Below are 21,064 nucleotides of genomic sequence, written 5' to 3'. Positions count from 1 at the left end.
CAATGGTTGACAGCCTGTGATGCTAATCATACTCTCATGAAGTATGTTTCAGATGATAGCAGATGTTTATATATGTAAAAGGAGAATCAGAGTGGATTCGAAGCTCAAGGCACGCTCCCGTGCGGCTCTGGCATTGGCGGTGACCTCAGCCACCCTGCTAACGGGCTGTGGCAGCGGGTCGTCCGCCCCTGCGGCCAAGGATGACGGCCAGCCCATCGAGGTCTGGGCGCGCGCCGGCACCGACGCCTCCACGACCTACGCGGCGCTGTTCAAGGAATTCACGGCAAAGACCGGTATCCCGGTCAACTTCCAGGGGGTGCCGGACCTGGACCAGCAACTACAGACCAGGGCGGCCTCCAAGAAGCTTCCGGATATCGTCATCAACGACTCCGCGGCTCTTGGCAACTACACTTCCCAGGGCTACCTGCAGAAACTGGACAAGTCAGCGGTGGACGGAGGCGACAAGATCTCCGACTCCCTGTGGAATGAGGCAGTGGGCCAGGACGGGGCTACTTACGGGGTCCCGTTCTCTCGCCAGACGATGGTGACCATGATCAGGAAGGACTGGCGCGAGAAGCTGGGTCTCCCCGTTCCCAAGACGCAGGAAGACCTCGCGGCGCTGGCCACCGCATTCGCTACACAGGACCCGGACGGAAATGGCCAGGCAGACACTTTCGGGATGACCGTTCCGGGATCCACCGAACGTGGATACCTGGGTTGGTGGGCCTCATCGTACCTTTGGCAGGACGGCGGCGCCTACCTGAAGGACAACGGCAACGGAAAGTACACCGCTTCCGCCGCAAGCAGTGAAAGCCAGAAAGGCGTCACCTGGATCAAGCAACAGTTCTGCACGCCCGGCAACACGCAGCCGGGCGCACTGACGGCGGCCACCAGCGCTGCGTCACCCTTTTTCCAGACCGGAAAGACCGGGATCATTCTCACCGGCCCCTACAACTTCTCCTCGTTTGATACGGCGCTGGGCAAGGACCGGTACGAAGTCATCGAAACTCCCAAGGGTTCGGTGGACAACACAGTCCTGGCCGAAGGCGAGAACATCTATGTCACTGCCACCAACGGCAAAAAGGACCAGACAAAGCAGGTTATCGACTACCTCGTGTCCGCCGACGGGCAAAAGGCGGGCATGACCGCCGGCAAGCAGCCGATTGTCCGCGTACCCGTCAATTCCGACGTCGATGCTGCCGCCGTCTACAACGATCCCCGGTGGACCGTCGTCCAGGACGCGCTGAAGAACTCGTCAAAGTCCTTCCCCTCGGCCATCAACTTCGTGCCGATCAAGCAGGCAGCCGCCGAATCCCTGAACAAGATCTTCTCGGACTGCGCGGCGGATAACGTGGCGTCCGGCCTTAAGGATCTCGACTCGGCCATCACCAACGAACTGACAAGCCAGAACGCCAAGTCATGACCGCAACACCAACGAAACCGGCAGGTGCCTTGACGGCGGAGCCGGAGTCAGCGCCACCGGCCCCCCGCAGCAAACGCCGCAACGGCAGACAGACCATGGCCATCTGGTTGTTCCTGGTGCCGGCCGCCGTCCTGGGCCTCTACTTCAAATTCATCCCCATGGCCGAAGGCATTCGGCTGAGCTTTTTCAAAGTGCAGCCGTTCCTGGGTGACGTTTTCGTCGGCTTCGACAACTATGTTGGCGTGCTGACGGATGCACGCTTCTTGGAGGCCCTCGGACACACTGTGGTCCTGGGCGTCACCCAGACCCTCGGCGCACTGGTGGTGGGCTTTCTTCTGGCCCTGCTCCTGGAAGGGCAGGCACGGTCACTGTGGATCCTCCGCACCACCATTTTCCTCCCTGTCGTCACGGCGCTGGCTGTGGTGGGCGAAATCTGGCGCCTGTTGTACTTCCCCACACCGGACGGACCCCTCAACAGCATCCTGGGCTGGCTAGGACTCGGCCCGCTGCAGTTCCTCAACGGTACGGACACGGCACTTTGGTCCATCGCCGTCGTCGGCATCTGGAGCGGCGCGCCCTACAACATGGTGATCATCCTCGCCGGGCTCACCGGGGTGGACCGCTCCCTATATGAGTCTGCGGGCGTGGACGGAGCCACGGTCTGGCAGCGACTGCGGTACATCACGCTGCCGGCCCTTCGTCCTTCACTGGTGATCGTCCTGACGTTGGCAGCCATCCGCAGCCTGCGCAGCTTCACGGAAGTGTACGTACTTACCGGAGGCGGCCCGGCCGGCTCAACAGAGGTGTGGATGACCCGCATGTATTCCCTGGGATTCCAGCGGAACGATATTGGCGTGGCCTCTGCCGCGGCAGTCCTGCTCCTGGTGGCCACCCTGCTCCTGACCGTTGGAACCCAGCTCCTGGCCAAAAGGAAGGCAGCACGATGAGCCAGACACTGACCCGAAAGAACTCCCGCACGGCCAGGCCGTCGTCCTCCGCCAGGTTCGACACGGCCCTGGGATGGTCGCCCCGTTTTGGACCCAACATGGTCCTGCGGATGCTGCTCTGCGCACTGGTGTTCTGCATTTTCGCCCTGCCGTTCCTGGCCATCATCTCCGGCGCTTTTGACCGGAACTCCAGCCCGACCGAGATTTCGCTGCTGCCCAAGACATTCACGCTCCAGAACTTCCAGGCAGCACAGCAGCAGGGTCTGTGGGGTTACCTGCTGAACTCCCTGGTGGTGGCCGGCGGAGGGCTCCTGCTCCAAATGACCGTTTCCGTGTTCGCCGCCTACAGCCTCAGCCGCAGGAAATTCCGGGGACAGGCCCTGGTCCTCCTGCTGGTCCTGATGACCATGATGCTCCCCGAGGAGATCATCGGCATCCCCCTGTCCCTGGTGTTGGGTGACCTCCCGCTGCTGGGCATCAGTTTGCGGGGAACCGTCCTTGCCGTCATCCTGCCGGTGGGCATCTGGGGCTTCTCCATCTTCATCATGAGCGAATTCATGAAGGAGATTCCCGCGGAAATCGAGGAGGCTGCCCGGCTTGACGGGGTGGGTGAGTTCCGCATGCTCTTCACCATCATCCTGCCTCTGTGCAAGCCGGCGCTGGGCGTCATCGGGATTTTCGGCTTCATGATGGTCTGGGACCAGTACCTCCTCCCCCTCATCGCGGCCAATGACCCCGGAGACTACACCCTGACCGTGGCACTGGCGGTACTTCGCAACGACACCACAGTCGGACCCGGCGTGCTGCTGGCGGGTGCCCTGATGGCCATGATTCCCAGCCTCCTGGTGTACCTCTTCCTGCAAAGCTCCATGATCCGCGGCATCACCTCGGGCGCAACCAAGGGCTAGGGAAGGCCCGGCCTCCCCAACCCTCCACGAAAGAATTTCCATGAATATCAGCTCAATTGTTCCTGCCACCGCGGCACCCACCGCGGCAGACCTGACGATCACCGACATCACCATCACACCGATCGCCTTTTCCGATCCGCCGCTCCTGAACGCCGTCGGCGTCCACGAGCCCCTGGTCCATAGGGTGGTCATTGAAGTCCGCACCGCCAACGGGCTCCTGGGCCTGGGCGAATGTGCCGGCGGCCAGAGCCGCCTGGACAACCTCGCCGCCGGCGCCAATGCCATCAAGGGCGTCAGTATCTTTGAAACCTCCACAATGGAGCGGCTCATCAACCAGGCGCTGGACCCAAATCTCTCTGCCTTTGAACGGGCTGCCGTCTTCTCCGCCTTCGAAGTCGCTGCCCTGGATATCCAGGGGCATGCAACGGGCAGGACCGTGAGCGAACTGCTCGGCGGCACTGTGCGGGACGAGGTCCCCTTCAGCGCCTACCTCTTCTACAAGTGGGCTGAACACCCTGCTCACGATGGACGCCCGGCCATTTCCGACGGCTGGGGCGAGGCGCTGGATCCGGAGGGCATCGTCCGGCAGGCTCGCCGGATGATCACCGAGTACGGATTCAAATCCATCAAACTCAAGGGCGGCGTCTTTCCACCCGCCCGTGAAATTGAAGCTATCCGGGCTTTGCGTGAAGCGTTCCCGGACCTTCCGCTCCGGCTGGACCCCAACACTGCCTGGACGGTGGAGACCTCGAAATGGGTGGCGGCCGAAACGAGCGGGCTGCTTGAGTACCTGGAAGATCCGACGCCGGGCCTGGAGGGAATGGGCCAGGTCGCGGCTGCTGCCCCCATGCCGCTTGCCACCAATATGTGCGTCGTGGCCTTCGACCACATCAAAAAGAGTGTGGAACTCGATTCCGTCCAGGTAATCCTCGGTGACCATCACTACTGGGGCGGCCTCCGCCACACCCGGGAACTGGGCACCATCTGCGAAACCTTCGGAATAGGATTGTCCATGCATTCCAATTCCCACCTTGGCATCAGCCTTGCTGCCATGGTCCACGTCGCCGCCGCAACGCCTGCCCTGACGTACGCCTGTGATACCCACTATCCCTGGAACGGGCACAACGACGTGGTCAAGCCCGGAGCCCTGAAGTTTGTGGACGGCAGCGTGCCGGTTCCCACCGGCACCGGCCTTGGCGTGGAGCTGAACCGGGAGAAACTGGCTGAACTCCACCAGCAGTACCTGGACGCCCGCATGACGGCGCGGGATGACACGGGCTACATGCAGCGTTTTGTCCCCGACTTCACGGCTGCCCTCCCCCGGTGGTAGGTCCGCAGGTGATGCAGGTTACCGGCTATCTCTATCCGTGGGATGTACTGGGCGACCCGAAGGCGGTGTCATGGGTCAAGGACACCGGCGTTGACCGCGTGGCGCTTGCGGCCGCGTACCACTCGGTGCGGGCCGGAACCCCACGGCATCCCACCCGCCGCGTGGTGGACGCCCGGTCCGCAGCCCTCTACGTTCCGGCAGGCGGTGCTTTCGCTGGCCGGCAGCTGATACCCGGCAGCGCCAGGGAATGGACCGGGACTGAGAACGGATTCGCCGAGGCCGCAGCGGCACTTCAGGCGGCAGGCCTTCCCGTGGACGCGTGGACGGTTCTGACCCATTCCAGCGCGGTGGGCGGAAACAGCCCTGCCCTGTGCGTACAGAATGCCTTCGAAGAGGTCTACAGGTACGCGCTGTGCCCGTCGCAGCCCCAGGTCCGCTCCTACGCTGCGTCCCTGGTGCGCCAAGTCCTGGAGATGGGACAGCCGGATGGGTTGATCCTCGAAGCGGCAGGCCCGCTGGGTTTCAGCCACCAGAACCGGCATGAGAAGACCGAGGGAGCCGAGTACTCAACCTGGGTGCAGGCGCTGTTGTCGCTGTGCTTCTGCGATGCATGCGCCGCTGGGTACGAGGCCCGCGGGTTGCCGGCCGCCGAGCACCAACGCCGGGTCCGCTCTGCCGTCGCGCAGGCGGGTGACGCCCGGATGACAGCGGCTTCTGCGTCCGGGGCAGCGGAGTTCCTTCCCCTCCTGGAGGTCCGGTGGGATGCCACGGCGATGCTGCTGGATGAGTGCTTGGCAGCGATCGAAGCCACCGGCTCCCGCCCCCGGCTGTCGCTGCACGCCACGCCGGACCCCTGGGCCACGGGGCCCTTCGTTCCGGTGGAGGCGCTCCGCAGGAGCAGGCTCTGGGGGCACCGGGGTGACCTCACCGCCGTCGTACCTTGCTGGGGCGAGCCCAGCGAAGGCGCCGTGACGGTCGAAGCCATGTTGGCCGCCGGTTTGCGGGTGGGTGCGTATGTCCTGGCGCTGCCGCCGAAGACGGCCGACGGCGGCAGGCTGGCAAGCGAGTGGCAGGTGCTTTGTGCAGCGGGAGCCAGGGAACTGCACGTGTATCACCTCGGGCTTGCCTCCTCCCGGCGCCTCTCCGCTGTTGCGGGAGGACTGATGAGCCTGCGCTGAGGTTTCAGCGCTGCCGATCAGGCTCACGCAGATGGAACGGGACCCCGGAAAGAAGTCGCCGAACGGGAAAGTCCGAGTGCCCATCCGCCGGCAACTCCAATGGCAAGAAGCATGGTGACGAAGCCGATTGCGGGGGCGCTCTGCCATGCCAGGGCACCGCCGTACCGCAGCAAGGCAAGCGCCTGCAGAATGACGAAGACAACGGAGGTCAGGGCCACGGGCCGGACGGTATGGAGGTAGCGGCTCGACTGGCCCTGCGCGGCAGACCACCCAAGACCGATCAGCCACGCCCCGATCGCCCTCGCAGTGAGTTCGGACAGTGGCCACGGCCACCACTTCGCGGCAGGAATGGGTGCCGCCAGGAGTGCCAGGCCGTAAATGAGCAGCACCCCGGCAATACCCACCATGAGCATTCGGAGCGCAGGCGGCAGCACTGGCAGTCCCGCCGTTACGGATTTGGGGGCAGGACGCCGGGACCGGATCTGCATCCAGCTGGTGACGGCCATTGCCACGGGCACGATGGCGTAGATTGCCAGCCACGCCCAGGTGGCTATTTGGGCGGTGGGGGCCGTGTCCGGTGACAGGTGGAAGCGGTTGAGATGCAGCAGGGTGACTTCCAAGGTCAGTGTCGTGAAGACGAACACGGGCCATACTGCCAGCCTCGCCGACTCCCAACCTGCCGAACGGGCGCCCGCCACCTCCAAGCCGGCGCTCGACCAGTATGCCGCCCCGAGGAAGACCGCCGTCATGGGCGGATTGACCGTCCATGCAAAGAATTCATCGGTCCGGAGCGGAAACACGAACAGCACGAGCCCGGCAAGAAACACCAGGAATGCAGCGACGTAGAGCAGCCACCGCATCGGTGCAATCAGTGGAATGGCCTCAGTTGAAGCGGACATCACCGGGCTGCTCCTCGGGTGCGGCCGGCCCGCCAGCGGCAGGGGGCGAGGCCGGGAGGGGGTTTTCGGCCAGGTAGGCGTGAAGCATTGAGACCACGGTGGCACCGTCCCCGACTGCGGTGGCCACTCTTTTGATGGAACCGGCCCGCACGTCACCGATCGCGAAGATGCCGGGCATGCTGGTTTCCAGCGCCAGCGGAGCCCTGTCCATCCCGGCGTCACTGACAGCCCTGGCACCTGTAAGGAGAAAACCGGCCGGATCACGCTCTACGGTGTCGGGCAGCCAGGAGGTCCGCGGCACTGAACCGATCAGCACGAACAAGCCGCCCGCTTCGATCTCCTCGCCCGCGATTGCTTCGGCTGCTCCGGATGCGGCGACCCTGACGGCGGCAAGGAATCCGTCCTGGTCCCGGGCCCCCACGATTGCGGTGCCAAAGCGGACCGCGACGTTCCGGGTGGCTTCAAGTTGGGAAATGAGGTATTCCGACATGCTGGCGGACAGGGTGGGTCCACGCACCAGCAGCGTTACCTTTTTCGCATACCTCGCAAGGTGCAGAACCGCCTGTCCGGCCGAGTTGCCGCCCCCCACGACACAGACATGCTTTCCGGCCATCGACGGCGCTTCGGAGACTGTGGCCCCGTAGAAGACGCCTCTGCCCACCAGATCCTCCAGTTGGAGTATGCCGAGGCGGCGGTAGTCCACACCGGTGGCCACCACAACTGCGCGGCACCGCACCGCACTCCCATCGGAAATCGACACAGTGTACAGCGGGCCGTCCGCGCTGAGCCCCGCCACCTTCCGCAGGAACAGGAAGTCAGCGCCCAAGGTCCAGGCCTGGTGAAATGAACGGTAGGCCAGGTGGGCGCCGCTCACACCGCGTGAAAAGCCAGGGTAGTTGCGGATCAACGAGCTGGTGCCGGCCTGGCCTCCCACAGCCTCCCCCTCCACCACCATGGTCGAAAGGCCCTCGGAGGAGGCATACACGGCGGCCGCGAGACCGGAGGGGCCTGCTCCCACAACCACCACATCGAAGATCTTGTCCGCCGGAGGAGGCCGCGTCACCCCCATCGCTTCGGCGATCTCCAGGTCACTGGGGTTCTCAAGGACAACTGGTGAAGCAGTGAACTCCAGCACCAGGACCGGCAGCGCGGGATGGCGCAGGCCCAGGCTCTTCAGCGTCCGTTCCGCCGTCTCGGACCCAACTGGGTGGAAGCCCACCGGGATGTGGTTCCGGCTCAGGGAGTCGCGCAGCGTATGCGTCCTTTCGTCGCCTATGTCCCCGATCAGCCGGACCGCCTCAAACCTCACCCCTTGGGCCAACTGCCAGTCATCAAGGGCGTCGGTTATCGCCCCATGGAATTCTTCGTCGCGTGAACGTTCCGGACGTATGATCACCAACTCGGCGTACCCCTGCCCTACCGCCCGGAACACAGTCGGGGCGCTTTCGAAGTCACCCCATGTCACCACAACACCGCGTTTGGCGGCCGGGTGGAAGCCGTAGGCACGCCGCAAGAAATCAAGTCCCCCGCGGTCAGCCGGACCGTAGCACCCGAGAATGAGGGCGACCTGGCGGTTCCAGCGACGGAGCCCCTCCAGCACCGCCCGTCCGTGGGCGTGGCCGTCGCAGGCCACCACCTCGTAATCGGCACCGTACCGTCGGCGCAACTCATCTCCGAGCATGCGCCGGGAGGTCGCGTCGGTGGTGGCAATCAGCATGATCGGAACCGGGTCATCCATGGCCGCCGTCTTTCCGGTTCTATGGTTCGGTGGCGCTCACGATACTCGCGCAAGGACATTGGGGACAAGGGTTCTCCCTTGCCTCCCGGACGTTCCTTCGCCACCGGGGACGGAGTTGTCTGGGACCCCGTTCTACCTCGATTCTGTCATTCCGGGGGCGCCCGAATTCTGCCAGAATGGCTCCGACGGCAGGCAAGCAGGGACCCGAACTTGAGCAGGACCGGAGGGATGAAATGGAAGACCCCGAGGAAAACCGCCCTCCTCCTGGAATCAGCCTCGCCGCCAAGCCCAGCGGATCAGGGTGCCTGGACTGCCTCAACGGTGACGGCCAAGGCTGGTGGCTGCATCTTCGCCGCTGCGCCCAGTGCGGCCACATTGGATGCTGCGATTCATCTCCCTCGCAGCATGCCAGTGCCCACGCGCGCGCCACCGGCCACCCTGTCGTACGGTCTTTCGAACCCGGGGAGGAATGGTTCTACGATCACACCACGAAGAAGTTCTTCCGTGGTCCAAGGCTTCCGGATCCCCAGTCCAGGCCACCTGAGCAGCCAGCACCTGCACCGCCAGACAAGGTACCCGCAGACTGGCGTGAGCGCCTGCACCGGTAACCACGGACCGGGTATCACCCCTGCTGTCACCGGGGCCGGCGAGAATTCCGTTGAGGCTGGGTGGATGGCAACCTCTTTTGTGGCCCTCGAAAGGCACCAACATCGGCGATGCGCGGGTCGGCGGCGCCGCCGGGCAAACGGCGCACGAAGCCTGATGTGCCTAAACTACTGACATGCCCACACGTGTTCATGAGTTTGCCTGGCCTGACCGGGTCGTCATCGGCACCATCGGTGTTCCAGGGGCGCGAACGTTCTACCTGCAGGTACGTGCAGGTAGGCAAATTGTGAGCATCGCACTGGAGAAACAGCAGTCTGCCCAGCTCGCCGAAAAGATTGACGAAATCCTCGACGAGCTCATCGCCCTTGACGGCAATCCCTTCAGTGTTCCCACGGGTACTCCCATCGAGCTCGTCGACAATGACCAGCTCGAGGCAGTCCAGGAGCAGTTCAGGGCCGGCGCCATGAGTTTGGGCTGGGACCCGACAACGGCGCAGGTTGTGATAGAGGCCTACCCGATCATTGAAGTCGGTGCTGATGAAGACGTCGAATTGCTTGCTGGGAACGCCGCTGACGTGGCCGAAATGTTGCTGGTGCGGATGCCGGTGGGCACCGCCCGCGCATTCGCCAAACGGACCCGGGAGGTAGTGGGTGCCGGGCGTCCGGCATGCCCGCTCTGCGGTTATCCCATGGACGCCGACGGGCATACCTGCACTCTTCCTGAAGTCTGATGCCAGGGAGCCTGGACGGTAACTGGCGGGTCTACCGCAAAGCTGTCCGCAGCCGTTCCTTGAGGTCTTCAAGTGATTCACGCCATTCCGGTTCGTCAGCGTTGTCCCACAGTTCAGCAAGGTCCGGCCATGGGGTGTAGACAATTCCGGGACCGTTCAGGGTCAGTGCGATGACCTGACCGTATGCTGCCACGTTTCAACCGCCTGCCCAATGACTGAAGTTGCCACCTCCTACGGTGCGCTCATCATCGTCCTTGCCGCACCGCCGGCAGCGCTTGTAGACACCACCGTCATCGGCGTGTTCGACATGCCAATCGTGCCGAATATTCAACCTGCACATAAGGGCCTGCAGCATGACACTTCTCTGATCCTCCACGGCTTTTCTTCGTACATTCAATAATGGCCTTCACAGATGAGATGAGGAACTGGCAGTTTTGACCTCCGGGCCGTTGATCAACCCCATCACGCCGCACTCAATGTGGGGAGAGGCGCTGCCGCCGCCAGGCCGGTAGCAGCGGGACGCTTCCGGGGACAACGAGGTGCTTCCCTTGTAAAAGGGTCGCTTGGCCGGTGTCTGCGCTGCGTGCTGGGCCGGGACTGCAAAGTTCTGGTCAGTCAGGGTGGTGCCTTTCGAGAGTGCGTGCTGTCATCGGGACACCCCCGCGCCCGCCACGGCGGCTATGCACGCGGCTCCTGTCGTGACGAAGGATCGTGGGCGCAGAGCGGCAGCCCGTAAAATGTCACACCCCCTTTGGATAATAAGTACATGGGAAGCGAAGAGGTGGTCGAGGCTTTTGAGGCGATCGACGCCTCGATTGCCCTGCTCCGCGCCGAGGTGGGTGAGTCCCGTAACGGGTTCCCCCAGCACACCGACCCCTTGGCCGCCGTCGCTGACGGGTGCCTGGACATCCTTGCCGAAATTTCACGAACCGAGGCCCGGGTCGCTGCGTTGAAGGCGGAGGCAACGGCCAGATATGCGGATTCCGCGCGATCTGCCGCGCCTCCTGGCATGCCCGTCCAGGCGCAGGAAATGGCAATAGCGGCCGAGGTGGGCTGTGTACTGGCCATCGGCGATCGGGCTGCGGGCATGCTGTTGGAGCAATCCCATGCTTTGGCTACGTTCTTGCCACTCACCCTGGCAGCATTGCAGGCGGGAACTGTCTCATGGCAACACGCCAGGGTGATGGTGGACGAGACCGCCACCCTTGACTGTGACGCAGCGCGGGCACTTGAGGCACACTTCCTCGGCGCTGACGCGGCCAATCCTGCCCGCGGCTGCCCGGCCGGCGAGATGCCCGCCTTCAGGTTCCGGAGGAAGGCCAGGACCTGGCGCGAACGGCACCACCCGGACAGCATCGAAAAACGCCATGCTAAGGGAGCGCGGGACAGGTGCCTGGAATATACCCCGGAGCAGGACGGCATGGCGCGGGTGTCTGCCTACCTGCCCGCGGACCAGGCGGTTGCTATCTGGAACCGCATTACCGCCATCGCCCGGGGCCTGCAAGGGCCCCACGAGAACCGAACTCTCACCCAGTTACGGGCAGACGTATTTGCTGCGGCAGTCCTGCGAAGCGACAACGGCATCAGCAGCGGCGGGGCTGGGGCCGGAGGACCCGGCATGGCCGATGTCCCTACGCCCCGGGCCGAGGTCCTGATCACCGTTCCCGTCTTCTCACTGCTGGGGCTGACAGAGGAACCGGCCACGCTGGACGGGTTCGGACCCATCCCTGCCTCCATGGCCCGGAATCTCCTAACCAATGGAACGGATTCGTTCCATCGGGTGCTCATAGATCCACGGGACGGGGCCCCGTTGGAAATCGGCCGCACGAGCTACCGGCTGACGAAGGCCATGCGGAACTGGCTACGAATGCGCGACGGCAGATGCCCGTTCCCCGGGTGCAGCAACCAGTCCCTGGACAACGAAGCAGACCACCTCCTGGCCTGGCATCACGGCGGAACCACCGGGATCAGCAACCTGGGACAGCCTTGTCCCCGGCACCACAGACTCAAACACGCCAGCGGCTGGACACCGATCCCCGCATCACATAACGAGCCGCCCGGCTGGATTTCACCATCAGGGCGGAGATACAAAAGCGAACATCAGGACTGGGAAGCACCTCACTGGCCGTGTTCGTTGGGGCAGCAGGCCACAGAACGGCAACATCCATATCCTCCTATGCCCACCGCAGTGAGGGGGACCGTGGACTATTTTCGGGAACCGCCATCTGCGGGAGAAGAATTCCCGCGCCAACGTACTTGGCCTTTTCTCTATAGGCGCGCTCCAAACTGACGTTCAGGAGGACTGCCAAAGTCTCCTCACCAAGGAAGTCTCGGAGGCACTCCAGCGGAGCACCCCCCTCCCGCCTTCTCCTGTTCCTTCATACCCCAAACTTAGCCGTAGGGCAGAGAGCAAGAAAGGCCGGTCCTCTCGGGGCACCTACCTACGGTTAGAGCAGGAGTGTCAAAGGTCCTAGGGTGTGGTTAGCGGAGTAATCGCGGCGTCGATGGCTGACTCGACTGAGGCCCGGCGCCCGTCGGTCGATTCGACAAGAAGCTCCTGAATTGCCTGGATCAGCGCCACAAGCTTGGGCGTTCGGATCGTTGCAAGGCGCCCTATCGAGGCGGCAATCGATTCCGTGACAAGGACGTCTGCGTCTTTTCCGAGGGCGCCCGTGTGAGAGCCACGCGGAGCCACGTAACTTCCTCCGATCGAGATGTCCCCCAGGAGTGCCAGGAGCTGTGTGCGGGTCACGTACGGCACATTTCCGGCCGCGACAGCCGCGATGTAAGGCACCGCATGGGCTGTTGCCTGATAGACAGTGCCCTGATGGCAGATGTTCGAGTACAGCGCGTGCATGGCCTGGGAATGATCGATTCGAAGAGCAGCCAGTGATCGCGAGACGTCACCTTCGAGGCCCAGCGGAACAACGCCTTTTCCATAGCAGTGCTCCACTTGGCTCCAATCGACCTGGCCGAGTTCGTTCAAAGCATCGAAGCCTGTCCATTTCGGCTGGTACAAAATATCCATAGGAGTGAGAGTAACCACTTAGCAGGTCACCGCATGGCGGACTTAGAAGAAGGGCCGGAACCCGTGCGCCACCCACATACGTTCGCCGCGGTTCTATCGTGGTCCTCGCGCTGCGCTGCTGAGTCGAGCATGGGGCACCTCGAGCCACTCGCGGTGCCCCATTTTTCCTCGAGCTACTCGAGGAGTTCGCAGACGTCCGTTACCTGGCCGCCTTCGGAGGTGAACAAAGTCCGCTCAGACCCATCAGGGTTGAGAGTCCAGTTGACCGTTCCACGAGTAAGGAACAATCCGGCGTCGTGGCCGTTAGCTTCGGGCACCAGAATCACGTTCAACCCTGTTGCCGTTACGGCGAAGCTGTCATCGGGCTGGGTTGCGACGTGGGTAACGCCCGTGATGAGGTAACGGACTGCTTCGCCTGTTTCTGGATTGGCGATCGTAACCCTCTGGTTCGGGGCGATAGCTTTGCTGCCACCAGGAAGCGAGATGGTGCCGCTCTTTCCGGTCACAGTCAGATCTGCCGTAAAGGTGGGGCACGGCCATTGAAAGGTTCCGCCAATTGGCTCTGGCGGCATGGCGGTTGCTGTGCCTGTTCCCGCTAAAAGTGCGGCCGCCAGGGCGAAGGGTGCTGCTTGGCGCTTCATATAAATCTCCCCTTTTGTGTTTTGCGAGTTAGTAGGTCCCGTGGACTATGCGGGACAAATAATCGGGACACAGTCCCTGACCGCGGGGCCCTGGATCCTGCAACGCGCTCCGCGTTGAGGGTGTCGGGAGCGTCTACCCTGCCTTGGGATCCGCTACTGCTCTTGAGGCTTTCCGCCTTATAAGCCCAGAATATTTACCTTGCTCATCGCGCCCTATACGCACAGTTACGTACACGGAGATCTACTACGAGGGTCCCCCCTAATGAGCATCTCGTTCTGTCACGCGCCTGCCTGCGGCTTTAGAATTCTGAGGTGGAGCGTAATGATGCGCAGTACCGCATGTGGCTCGAGCTGGTTGGGGAAATCCTTCAGCGGCCGCCAGGGCCCGCCGCGCGGTTCGAGGAGCAGCTCCTTGCGCTGATTACCGAGTCCTTCAATGGTGCATGCTCGACGCGAAACCATGTGGCACGGAAGTGGGACAATCGCATCATCGACTGCTGGCCTCCTAGGTACATTCCCAACGAACCGCCGGGGGACTTCGATTACAGGAACCAGCCGCTGTTGCGTTGGCATGCCTTCACAGGGCAGACCGGGCCGCAGTCGATCGGGCGGGTTCCTGAGGCTATAGCCGGCCGCAGCATGAAGCAGGCGTGGGACGACATGGCTCGGCCCTGGAATGTGAACCATGAGCTATCCATCCCGCTACAACTGGGCGGGGATGACATGGACTCCTATCTTGTCCAACGACCCGATGACTTCACCGAGCAAGAGTTCGAGTTGGCATCAATGCTTCAACCGGTCCTGACGGGCCTTGCGGCGCACCTTAGGCTTGCGCCAAGCAATCCTGCTGCCTTGACGAAAGACGCCACAATTGAATTGACGCTTCGCGAGATGGCCATCATGATGCTACTGAGTCAAGGGGCGACCGCCGAGAACATGGCCAGGAAGCTCCGTATCTCACCCCGCACCGCCGAAAAACATCTGGAACACATCTATCGCAAGCTCGATGTGGGGGATCGTCTAATGGCCGTCCAACGAGCATATGAGTTGGGCCTCTTGGCGCCAGCCGACGTCCTCGCCCATCCCAAATACACTAGCCGTCCAGGGCCGGTGTACCGCCAGGCATAACTGATGAAGTCCTGAAGAAGGATCCACCGCACGTGGCGCCCAGGGCCGAGGCCCTCTCTGCTCATGTCCAGAGTAGAAGGCGGGGGCTCTCCCAATCTGCCCACCCGTGGGCGTTCCCAGCGGTCAGTGTCACGGTCCTCTCCCTAACGCTCCTGTCGTATGACATGCGCTGGGACTCTGTCATCCAGCTGCTGCCCGAATATATAGCCGCCCACCTGCTGATCCGGGCGTGCATTTTCGGCCCAGTCGGGAAGCTCCCGTCGGTGTGGCAGTCCATGGCGTTCCTGCAGCCCGATGTCCTGCTCGTCCCGCTGGCGCTGCTGGACCTGGGATTTTGGGCCGGCCGCTGGCTGCTTGGCCTGCCGGCCTGGGGGCTGATGCTGAGCCGGTGGACCCGGGGAGAACCCGCTCAGGGTGCTGCAGGTGCTGACGTTCCTGGGTCTGCTGGCGCTGGGCGGAGCGATCCTCACGTTCAACGTCATTTACCCGGTCTTCAGCCTCTACTTGTTCCTGCTGCCGACTATCCCCATGATCCGGCTCGCCTGCCCCGAGTACCGGACGAGGGAACTGCAGGCGGTCGTTGGGGTTCTTCTGGCTCTGGTCGCAGTCGTGGTGGCCTTCAACGTTCCCACCGCGGAAGGCTTGTGGTCCTCACCTTGGACCTTCGCCGGCGGCGCAGCAACCGCAGGACTCATGATCACATTCTGGGCCCAGGGACTCCCGCGGCGCTCACGGCGGCTGCAGCTCAACGACAGGACAATAGTCTAGGTCTGGCTCATACGCGACACCTCCCAGCCAATTACATATTTGTGGCGATACGGCTACGAATACGCAATGCTCGCCAAACTAACTATCAGCATGCTTATGATGTTTTCATCGGATAGGGATCCGGTGCGAGGGGAATGAAGGGGGTGCGCTCAGCGAACGGGGCGCACCTTTTCCTATGCCCAGCACGAGGCTCAAAGGCAGCCGGGTACGCCCAAGAGTTCTCCATGCTGCGCGGGGGTTACGGCATCTGGACGGAACATCCGGACACAGTTCCCCGAACGGTTGATGAACACTCATCGAAGGCATGAATAACCGCGGTGTGTGGGAGGGTGCTATGACTTCCTGGCACTTTAGTGTCGATAACCATGATCAGCCCCAATAATCGTCACCGCCGTGCGGTAATCACCGCCCTGGCCGTGTCCGTCCCCTTCGCCTTCCTCACCCCCGCAGGCGCCTCCACCGCGGCGCAAACTGCACCCGCACCCGACCAGCAGGCGGCCGCACCGTCACAGACCGGCCATCTGGACCTCGGCGCGCAGGACCTGCCTGAGACGCGGAACGTGACCACGCTGGCTCCGGGCCTGACTCGGACCACGATCACCCGCGGCGCCCCGAACCAGGACTTCTTCTGGACCGCCGAAGTCGCGGTCCCATCCACCTCGCCGGACCCCGACGCCCCCGCCTCCGCCTTGTCCACCCAGGCCCAAGCCCAGAAGGTGGCCGACAAGCTCAATGCCGCCGGAGTCACCGCCCGTGTCGAGCACGTCCAGTCACCCCAGCTGGCCGACGCCGGCGGTGACCTCGGCTACCGGGTCCGTGTGGGCCAGTTCAGCTCGAAAGCCGACGGAACCGCCACCGCGGACCGAATCAAGGCCGCGGGCTACAAATCCTCGGTGATCTACACCGGCTGGGACGGCGACGCCGGCACCAGGGAGGACGACCGCGGACCCTGGAATCTCCAGGTGCTCACGATCGATCCGAAGGAATTCAAGGGCGACCTCACCTCCTCGTTTGGCCCCAACATCGAAGACCGTGAGACGACCAGCCAGCTCTCCGCAGCAGCAGGGTCCCTGGCCGGCGTGAACGGTGGGTTCTTCACCATGGACCCCGCGGCAGGTGCCGAGGGTGATCCCGCCGGGGCCGCAGTCCACGATGGCAAGGTCCTCAGCGAGCCCGTGGGCGACCGCCCCTCCCTGGTCCTGGACAAGAACGGCACCTCCATCCAGCGGCTGCACTGGCACGGCACCGTCACCGCGCCGGGCGCGGCGGAACTGCCGCTGGATGGCGTCGACCGGGTCCCCGGGCTGATCCGCAACTGCGGCGGCACCGACGACACCCCGACGAACCTGCCCCTGCACGACTTCACCTGCACCGACCCGGACGAGATCGTCTCCTTCACTCCCGAGTTCGGCCCCACCACCCCGGCCGGGCCCGGGCTCGAGGTCGTCCTGGATGCCCAAGGGACCGTCACCGCCGTCAACCACGCGCGAGGCACCGCGGTGCCCGCCGGCGGGCAGACAGTGCAGGCGATCGGCGCCGACGTCGACAAGCTTGCCGCCGTGGCCGTCCCGGGCAAGAAACTGAAGGTCGACACGGACCTGCTCACCGAGAACGGCAAGTCCCTGAAGACCACCCCGTCGACGGACGTCGTCAACGGTGGCCCGACCCTGGTTCAGAACGGGCAGATGGACGTCACCGCCAAGCGCGACGGCGTGGTCCGGACCAACGACAGCAACAGCTTCTTCTACGGCTGGGTCCACAAGCGCAACCCCCGCACCTTCGCCGGAGTGGACGCCGAGGGCCGCACCCTGCTGGTCACCGCCGACGGCCGCCAAACCACGTCCTTGGGCCTGAGCCTGAACGAAGAAGCCCACGTGGCGAAATCGCTCGGCATGGTCAACGCCATGAACCTCGACGGCGGCGGCTCGACCACCATGGTCCAGGGCGGCCAGGTCATGAACTCCCCCTCCGACGCCACCGGCGAACGCCCAGTCGGCGACGCCCTCCTCGTCTTGCCCGGCCGCAAGCCGTAGGCAGGAAGAAACGGACCAAGGCAGCGTCCGGGGAAAGGGTGCGCTCAGCGAACGGGGCGCACCCTTTCGGCGTAACCTGATCTGGGCCCGGCGCGGACGTAGCGTCGTCCGCTTGCCCGGCAAAGCAGACTAATGGCCCTACGCTTCGGTCTCTTCCGACGACTTACGCAGCCACGCCAGTGCCGTGTCTTCAGAGGTAAAGTACCTGATCGGGAATCCGGGCGGAGATACCGGCAGGCGGAGCCTGGCGACCACATGATCGGCGGGAGAGGCTACCAACAGCGCCATGCGCGAGACGCTGGACGGGTCAGGAAAGACGCTCCGTGCAGCCGCCGAGTGGGTCACACCGTGAACCTCGACCAGGATGGGCAACCTGTGGCCGCCGCCCAGAGTGGAGATGGTTTCGATTGCGGCTTTGGCTACGTCAATGCCAACGTTGGCCCCTTGCCTCCAGCGCAGCAGAAGGACCCCATCGCACAGCTCCATCGTTCCTTTGCCTTTGAGGTCCACCTTCTCCACGCTGTTCACCTCCCTCAGCTCCGAAGCCCCAGCCACCCCCTTTCATGGCAGTACCCAAAAGGCGTCAATGCGAGACGGACGAGGTTTCCTGGGCAGTGTCGCCTATCCACAAAACCCCCGCAAAGCCTTCCGCTCACGTAGCCTTGGGGCAACGACTACTTGGGGGTAGCGATGTTTAGTCTCAGTCCAGCCTTCGGAATCCTGGGCATCCTGTACCCAGTTTTCATGATCGTCGTGACTGTCCTGGCGGTGTACGCCTTGGTCCTTACCATTGTGTTCCTGCGGTTGCGGATCGCCGAGCTGAAACGGGCCGCACGTCCCCGAGGTGGCTCTCCGGAATGAGCTCGCGAACCAGCTGATGAGACAGACCAGGCGCAGCGCCACGGACCCGGAGGGGGTGCAGATGTACCGCAGCGGCATTCCGGCGCCGAAGATCGCCGCGGTCGTCGGCGCCGCAGAGACGACCGTCCGGTACCACCTGGCGGTTGCCGCCCGGAAGGATACCGAACTCCGGACGGCCCACGTGGCTGCCTTCTCCAAGCCCCAGCGCTTGACGGCCCCCGGCCAACGGAACCTGGACGACATCCTGGCTCTCTATGCGAATGAGGGCCGTCTGCCGGCCAGAGGCGGCACCGCCCGGGAACGCGCATTGGCCACGTGGCTGCAGAGGCGCCGGAAAGAGGCCGCGGACGGGGACCTCTCCCCTGTTTACGCCCAGGCCCTGGAGGCCATCCCGAACTGGCGGGAACAGCCCACGAAGCGGGACGCCGACGCGGCCCGGTGGCAGCAGCGTCTGGCAGCGGTCACTGCATGGCTGGTTGCCGGAGGCGACTCGCCCCGGCACAACAAGACCGACGAGCACGAGGAGCGCACCCTGGGTGTCTGGCTGCACACCCAGCGCATCGACCACCGGGCCGGGAGACTCGACCCGGTCAGGGAAAAGCTTCTGAATGAGACCATACCCGGCTGGCGGCACGGAAGGCAGCGGCGGACGCGAACAGCAGGCTGAGCGCTTAGCGTGTGGCGATGCGGGGCTGGGAACTCAAGACTCGAGAAGAAATCCGGTCAACGGGCTGAAGCTTCCTTGCCACAATAGCCAGCCGTAAAATTGAGCTGCTGGGACGGCGGTGCCGCCGCAGGTCTGGCCGGATGTGGTGCCGCAAGCGGCCGAAACCTGTCATCTCGTTCCGAGTGGATGCGGCAATGACCACGACGAATACCATCTGGAGTCGGGCGGCCCTCGCAGCCGTCCTCTTCGTATCTGGCTGTAGCTATTCCAACGATCAGCCCGCACCCTCATCAAGCGCACCGAGCGCCTTCGGTCCCCTCGAAAATCAGATCCAGCTCTTCCTTGACGAGGGCGCGGTGGCCGCCGTTGTTCAAATCCGCTGGCCCGAGGGCGAGTGGTCTAAGGCCTACGGCGTACGCGATCTGGAAACCAAGACTCCGGCGCAGACCAGGGACCGGATACAGATCGCCAGCGTCACCAAAACGATGACAGCCGTGGCCGTGCTGAAGCTCGTAGAGGACCACCTCATCGGTCTCGACTATCCCGTCAATGACGTGATACCCGGATTCACGTCCGCACTCAAGCCCCCCGGCGCCGATCACCGTCAGGCAACTGCTCAGCCATACGTCCGGCATGCCCGAGGTCAACGAGGCCGGGCCACAAGATGTCGACTTCCGACATGCGCTCTCTCAGAAGCTCACAATGGAGAGTGGATTGCAGTTGGCTGGGACGCTCCCGTGGCCCGCGGCCAGCGTGGGGACTTTCAAGTACTCAAATACGAACTACCTAGCACTCGGCCTCCTGATACAGGAACTGCGGCACAAGCCTTTCAACCAGGTCATGCAGGAGGAAGTCTTTGACCCGCTCGGGTTGAAGAACACGAGCCTGAAACCAGTCGACCCCACCTCGCCCGGACTTCTGCACGGCTACGCCACCATCCGGGGTGAACGGGTCGACGTCACAGACAACGCTGCCTGGGCGGGCAACCCGGCTGAAGGAGCGACGTCCACTGTCGAAGACGTGAACCTCTTTATGGCCGCCCTCTTCACCGGCCGGGCGGTCTCATCGACGTCCCTGAAGGAAATGAAGACCAGCTCCGGCTTCGCCCCCTACGGGTTGGGCATGTGGGAGCACTCGGACGGGTGCTCGAAAGAGTCGAGACACGAGGGTTTAGGCTCGCTCTGGGGCCATCAAACGACAGCGGTCAGCAGCGCAGATGGGCGGTACCAGGCAACGATGACGGTGACCGTGCCACCGCTGCCGACCGGACTCGAGGACCCAGCCGGCGAGGAGAAGCGGAATTTCATGAACGGCCAGATCGAATCGAGCCTCAACGATGCCTTGGATCGCCTCTGCAAGCCAGCCAGCTGACAAAGCACCTGATCCTGAGCGGCCGGATGCGGTCCGGGACTAGCAGTTCGTTGACGCAATCATCGACACACGGTGTCACCTGCTGCGCAGGACGGTGACGAGCCGACGTAGGACCACAGCTATGCCATTCAGGAGGCCGGCGGCCTAGATCCCGCCTCCGCCGACTGGTCCTACCCAGCCGCTGAACTCGCCGCCTCCCCTCTGGCGCTCGTCGTCGTCCTTTCCACAGCGGAGACAGCGCTTATACATGCTGCCGTCTTCGGCGTGTTCGACATGCCATTTGTGGCTGATATTGAGCTTGCACAGCAGGGCCTTCATGGGCTTCTCCCGTCCGCGTATCTCGCACTATTAATGATGGCCCTCGTGCGTCACGGACGGTACTGGCAGCTATCTCAACGCGACCCGCAGCCGCTCCGTGAGGTCGTCGAGGGACTCGCGCCATTCCGGTTCGTCGGCGTCGACCCACAGCTCGGCCAGCTCGGACTTCTCCCCCGCGACCCGTTCGCCCGCTTCCACGGCCATCTCCACGTCCTCGACGGTGATCTCAAGCCCGTGAGCAGTCACCCAGTCGGCGACGCTCTCCGGCAACTCCCCCAGCGGGTTGCCTTGGCTAGCAGAGGTCACTTCCGCGCGGCCATAGCAATCGCCCCATCGGGCGCCTCGACGTACCTGTTGTCGGCCTTCGCCAGCGCCTGGCGCCCGACGTCCGCTCCGCCGGCTTCGAGATCCTGCAGCCAGTCCAGCGCGTCGTCGTCCTCGAACGGAAGACAGCCCCACGCGCCCATCATCGCGCCTCCTGGTGTACGCT

Annotated in this window: 23 protein-coding genes and 1 pseudogene; 15 read left to right on the top strand and 9 right to left on the bottom strand. The window is 63.7% G+C overall.

What is annotated here, in order from left to right; all coding sequences use genetic code 11:
- Window positions 1-91 precede the first annotated feature (91 nt).
- Genes AC6JAM_RS17970 through AC6JAM_RS17950 form a run of 5 tightly spaced genes read left to right on the top strand, consistent with a single transcriptional unit; the run spans window position 92 to window position 5,786 of the window.
- The gene (locus tag AC6JAM_RS17970; RefSeq protein ID WP_056390595.1) at window positions 92-1,423 is read left to right on the top strand and encodes an ABC transporter substrate-binding protein; all 1,332 of its coding nucleotides are present in this window, start codon (window positions 92-94) and stop codon (window positions 1,421-1,423) included.
- A complete protein-coding gene (locus AC6JAM_RS17965; protein WP_056390598.1) occupies window positions 1,420-2,370 on the top strand; it encodes a carbohydrate ABC transporter permease in 951 nt (316 codons plus the stop codon). The genes AC6JAM_RS17970 and AC6JAM_RS17965 overlap by 4 nt, the downstream gene beginning before the upstream one ends.
- A complete protein-coding gene (locus tag AC6JAM_RS17960; RefSeq protein ID WP_018769423.1) occupies window positions 2,367-3,278 on the top strand; it encodes a carbohydrate ABC transporter permease in 912 nt (303 codons plus the stop codon). Before AC6JAM_RS17965 ends, AC6JAM_RS17960 begins: the two co-directional genes overlap by 4 nt.
- Window positions 3,279-3,318: 40 nt before the next feature.
- Window positions 3,319-4,608: a glucarate dehydratase family protein gene (locus AC6JAM_RS17955; protein WP_497935393.1), complete on the top strand. Its 1,290-nt coding sequence runs from the start codon at window positions 3,319-3,321 to the stop codon at window positions 4,606-4,608.
- A gap of 11 nt (window positions 4,609-4,619) precedes the next feature.
- Window positions 4,620-5,786 carry a hypothetical protein gene (locus AC6JAM_RS17950; RefSeq protein ID WP_497935980.1) on the top strand — a complete coding sequence of 389 codons (1,167 nt, stop codon included), beginning with the start codon at window positions 4,620-4,622 and terminating at the stop codon, window positions 5,784-5,786.
- 23 nt (window positions 5,787-5,809) lie between these two features.
- On the opposite strand, the gene AC6JAM_RS17945 is transcribed toward AC6JAM_RS17950, so the two are convergent.
- Together AC6JAM_RS17945 and AC6JAM_RS17940 are read right to left on the bottom strand one after the other, a co-directional pair.
- Window positions 5,810-6,685: a hypothetical protein gene (locus AC6JAM_RS17945; protein ID WP_497935390.1), complete on the bottom strand. Its 876-nt coding sequence runs from the start codon at window positions 6,683-6,685 to the stop codon at window positions 5,810-5,812.
- Window positions 6,669-8,423, bottom strand: coding sequence for an NAD(P)/FAD-dependent oxidoreductase (locus AC6JAM_RS17940; protein ID WP_497935389.1), 1,755 nt, complete (start codon window positions 8,421-8,423; stop codon window positions 6,669-6,671). The genes AC6JAM_RS17945 and AC6JAM_RS17940 overlap by 17 nt, the downstream gene beginning before the upstream one ends.
- Window positions 8,424-8,599: 176 nt before the next feature.
- On the opposite strand from AC6JAM_RS17940, the gene AC6JAM_RS17935 reads away from it, so the two are divergent.
- Together AC6JAM_RS17935 and AC6JAM_RS17930 are read left to right on the top strand one after the other, a co-directional pair.
- Entirely contained in the window at window positions 8,600-9,031 is a 432-nt protein-coding gene (locus AC6JAM_RS17935; RefSeq protein ID WP_488314544.1) for a UBP-type zinc finger domain-containing protein, read from the top strand.
- 173 nt (window positions 9,032-9,204) lie between these two features.
- Window positions 9,205-9,759, top strand: coding sequence for a DUF3090 domain-containing protein (locus AC6JAM_RS17930; protein WP_056390609.1), 555 nt, complete (start codon window positions 9,205-9,207; stop codon window positions 9,757-9,759).
- A gap of 31 nt (window positions 9,760-9,790) precedes the next feature.
- Here AC6JAM_RS17930 and AC6JAM_RS17925 read toward each other — a convergent pair whose 3' ends face one another.
- A complete protein-coding gene (locus tag AC6JAM_RS17925; RefSeq protein WP_223991758.1) occupies window positions 9,791-9,952 on the bottom strand; it encodes a hypothetical protein in 162 nt (53 codons plus the stop codon).
- A gap of 18 nt (window positions 9,953-9,970) precedes the next feature.
- Here AC6JAM_RS17925 and AC6JAM_RS17920 point away from each other — a divergent pair, with 18 nt between their 5' ends.
- Complete coding sequence (locus tag AC6JAM_RS17920) at window positions 9,971-10,159, top strand: hypothetical protein (RefSeq protein WP_223991760.1); 189 nt, start codon at window positions 9,971-9,973, stop codon at window positions 10,157-10,159.
- 366 nt (window positions 10,160-10,525) lie between these two features.
- Window positions 10,526-12,049, top strand: coding sequence for an HNH endonuclease signature motif containing protein (locus tag AC6JAM_RS17915; RefSeq protein ID WP_497935387.1), 1,524 nt, complete (start codon window positions 10,526-10,528; stop codon window positions 12,047-12,049).
- 180 nt (window positions 12,050-12,229) lie between these two features.
- Here AC6JAM_RS17915 and AC6JAM_RS17910 read toward each other — a convergent pair whose 3' ends face one another.
- Window positions 12,230-12,787: a hypothetical protein gene (locus AC6JAM_RS17910; RefSeq protein ID WP_223991771.1), complete on the bottom strand. Its 558-nt coding sequence runs from the start codon at window positions 12,785-12,787 to the stop codon at window positions 12,230-12,232.
- 173 nt (window positions 12,788-12,960) lie between these two features.
- The gene (locus tag AC6JAM_RS17905; protein ID WP_223991773.1) at window positions 12,961-13,428 is read right to left on the bottom strand and encodes a hypothetical protein; all 468 of its coding nucleotides are present in this window, start codon (window positions 13,426-13,428) and stop codon (window positions 12,961-12,963) included.
- 312 nt (window positions 13,429-13,740) lie between these two features.
- On the opposite strand from AC6JAM_RS17905, the gene AC6JAM_RS17900 reads away from it, so the two are divergent.
- The 3 genes from AC6JAM_RS17900 (at window position 13,741) to AC6JAM_RS17890 (ending at window position 17,357) form a co-directional block, all read left to right on the top strand.
- On the top strand, window positions 13,741-14,556 hold the full coding sequence (locus tag AC6JAM_RS17900) for a response regulator transcription factor (RefSeq protein ID WP_223991775.1): 816 nt from the start codon (window positions 13,741-13,743) through the stop codon (window positions 14,554-14,556).
- A gap of 423 nt (window positions 14,557-14,979) precedes the next feature.
- A complete protein-coding gene (locus AC6JAM_RS17895; protein ID WP_497935381.1) occupies window positions 14,980-15,324 on the top strand; it encodes a hypothetical protein in 345 nt (114 codons plus the stop codon).
- 365 nt (window positions 15,325-15,689) lie between these two features.
- Complete coding sequence (locus tag AC6JAM_RS17890; RefSeq protein ID WP_223991779.1) at window positions 15,690-17,357, top strand: phosphodiester glycosidase family protein; 1,668 nt, start codon at window positions 15,690-15,692, stop codon at window positions 17,355-17,357.
- A 138-nt stretch (window positions 17,358-17,495) separates the two neighbouring features.
- Here AC6JAM_RS17890 and AC6JAM_RS17885 read toward each other — a convergent pair whose 3' ends face one another.
- Window positions 17,496-17,876, bottom strand: coding sequence for a DUF7793 family protein (locus AC6JAM_RS17885; protein ID WP_223991781.1), 381 nt, complete (start codon window positions 17,874-17,876; stop codon window positions 17,496-17,498).
- Window positions 17,877-18,234: 358 nt separating this feature from the next.
- On the opposite strand from AC6JAM_RS17885, the gene AC6JAM_RS17880 reads away from it, so the two are divergent.
- The 3 genes and pseudogenes from AC6JAM_RS17880 to AC6JAM_RS17870 all read left to right on the top strand — a co-directional run bounded on the left by AC6JAM_RS17880 (window position 18,235) and on the right by AC6JAM_RS17870 (window position 20,256).
- Window positions 18,235-18,885: a helicase associated domain-containing protein gene (locus AC6JAM_RS17880; RefSeq protein ID WP_223991783.1), complete on the top strand. Its 651-nt coding sequence runs from the start codon at window positions 18,235-18,237 to the stop codon at window positions 18,883-18,885.
- Window positions 18,886-19,025: 140 nt separating this feature from the next.
- Window positions 19,026-19,409: pseudogene (locus AC6JAM_RS17875) on the top strand (serine hydrolase); the annotation flags it as partial.
- A gap of 109 nt (window positions 19,410-19,518) precedes the next feature.
- Complete coding sequence (locus AC6JAM_RS17870) at window positions 19,519-20,256, top strand: serine hydrolase domain-containing protein (RefSeq protein ID WP_263422473.1); 738 nt, start codon at window positions 19,519-19,521, stop codon at window positions 20,254-20,256.
- Window positions 20,257-20,400: 144 nt separating this feature from the next.
- Here the strand turns inward: AC6JAM_RS17870 and AC6JAM_RS17865 are convergent, their stop codons facing one another.
- From AC6JAM_RS17865 to AC6JAM_RS17855, 3 genes are all read right to left on the bottom strand, one after another.
- Window positions 20,401-20,574 carry a hypothetical protein gene (locus AC6JAM_RS17865; RefSeq protein WP_223991785.1) on the bottom strand — a complete coding sequence of 58 codons (174 nt, stop codon included), beginning with the start codon at window positions 20,572-20,574 and terminating at the stop codon, window positions 20,401-20,403.
- Between the two features lie 69 nt (window positions 20,575-20,643).
- On the bottom strand, window positions 20,644-20,880 hold the full coding sequence (locus AC6JAM_RS17860; RefSeq protein WP_263422474.1) for a DUF4259 domain-containing protein: 237 nt from the start codon (window positions 20,878-20,880) through the stop codon (window positions 20,644-20,646).
- Complete coding sequence (locus AC6JAM_RS17855; RefSeq protein ID WP_263422475.1) at window positions 20,877-21,044, bottom strand: DUF4259 domain-containing protein; 168 nt, start codon at window positions 21,042-21,044, stop codon at window positions 20,877-20,879. The genes AC6JAM_RS17860 and AC6JAM_RS17855 overlap by 4 nt, the downstream gene beginning before the upstream one ends.
- Window positions 21,045-21,064 lie beyond the last annotated feature (20 nt).

The organism is Arthrobacter sp. GmRoot5-12 (genome assembly GCF_059739365.1).
This window is presented reverse-complemented; position numbering and strand designations above follow the sequence as displayed.

What these genes read in the sequence shown, in the direction of transcription:
- AC6JAM_RS17965 (WP_056390598.1), top strand. Translation starts at nt 1,420, where the DNA reads ATGACCGCAACACCAACGAAACCGGCAGGTGCCTTGACGGCGGAGCCG.
- AC6JAM_RS17960 (WP_018769423.1), top strand. Translation starts at nt 2,367, where the DNA reads ATGAGCCAGACACTGACCCGAAAGAACTCCCGCACGGCCAGGCCGTCG.
- AC6JAM_RS17955 (WP_497935393.1), top strand. Translation starts at nt 3,319, where the DNA reads ATGAATATCAGCTCAATTGTTCCTGCCACCGCGGCACCCACCGCGGCA.
- AC6JAM_RS17950 (WP_497935980.1), top strand. Translation starts at nt 4,620, where the DNA reads ATGCAGGTTACCGGCTATCTCTATCCGTGGGATGTACTGGGCGACCCG.
- AC6JAM_RS17945 (WP_497935390.1), bottom strand. Translation starts at nt 6,685, where the DNA reads ATGTCCGCTTCAACTGAGGCCATTCCACTGATTGCACCGATGCGGTGG.
- AC6JAM_RS17940 (WP_497935389.1), bottom strand. Translation starts at nt 8,423, where the DNA reads ATGGATGACCCGGTTCCGATCATGCTGATTGCCACCACCGACGCGACC.
- AC6JAM_RS17935 (WP_488314544.1), top strand. Translation starts at nt 8,600, where the DNA reads ATGGCTCCGACGGCAGGCAAGCAGGGACCCGAACTTGAGCAGGACCGG.
- AC6JAM_RS17930 (WP_056390609.1), top strand. Translation starts at nt 9,205, where the DNA reads ATGCCCACACGTGTTCATGAGTTTGCCTGGCCTGACCGGGTCGTCATC.
- AC6JAM_RS17920 (WP_223991760.1), top strand. Translation starts at nt 9,971, where the DNA reads ATGACTGAAGTTGCCACCTCCTACGGTGCGCTCATCATCGTCCTTGCC.
- AC6JAM_RS17915 (WP_497935387.1), top strand. Translation starts at nt 10,526, where the DNA reads ATGGGAAGCGAAGAGGTGGTCGAGGCTTTTGAGGCGATCGACGCCTCG.
- AC6JAM_RS17910 (WP_223991771.1), bottom strand. Translation starts at nt 12,787, where the DNA reads ATGGATATTTTGTACCAGCCGAAATGGACAGGCTTCGATGCTTTGAAC.
- AC6JAM_RS17905 (WP_223991773.1), bottom strand. Translation starts at nt 13,428, where the DNA reads ATGAAGCGCCAAGCAGCACCCTTCGCCCTGGCGGCCGCACTTTTAGCG.
- AC6JAM_RS17890 (WP_223991779.1), top strand. Translation starts at nt 15,690, where the DNA reads ATGATCAGCCCCAATAATCGTCACCGCCGTGCGGTAATCACCGCCCTG.
- AC6JAM_RS17880 (WP_223991783.1), top strand. Translation starts at nt 18,235, where the DNA reads ATGAGACAGACCAGGCGCAGCGCCACGGACCCGGAGGGGGTGCAGATG.
- AC6JAM_RS17870 (WP_263422473.1), top strand. Translation starts at nt 19,519, where the DNA reads ATGCCCGAGGTCAACGAGGCCGGGCCACAAGATGTCGACTTCCGACAT.
- AC6JAM_RS17865 (WP_223991785.1), bottom strand. Translation starts at nt 20,574, where the DNA reads ATGAAGGCCCTGCTGTGCAAGCTCAATATCAGCCACAAATGGCATGTC.
- AC6JAM_RS17855 (WP_263422475.1), bottom strand. Translation starts at nt 21,044, where the DNA reads ATGATGGGCGCGTGGGGCTGTCTTCCGTTCGAGGACGACGACGCGCTG.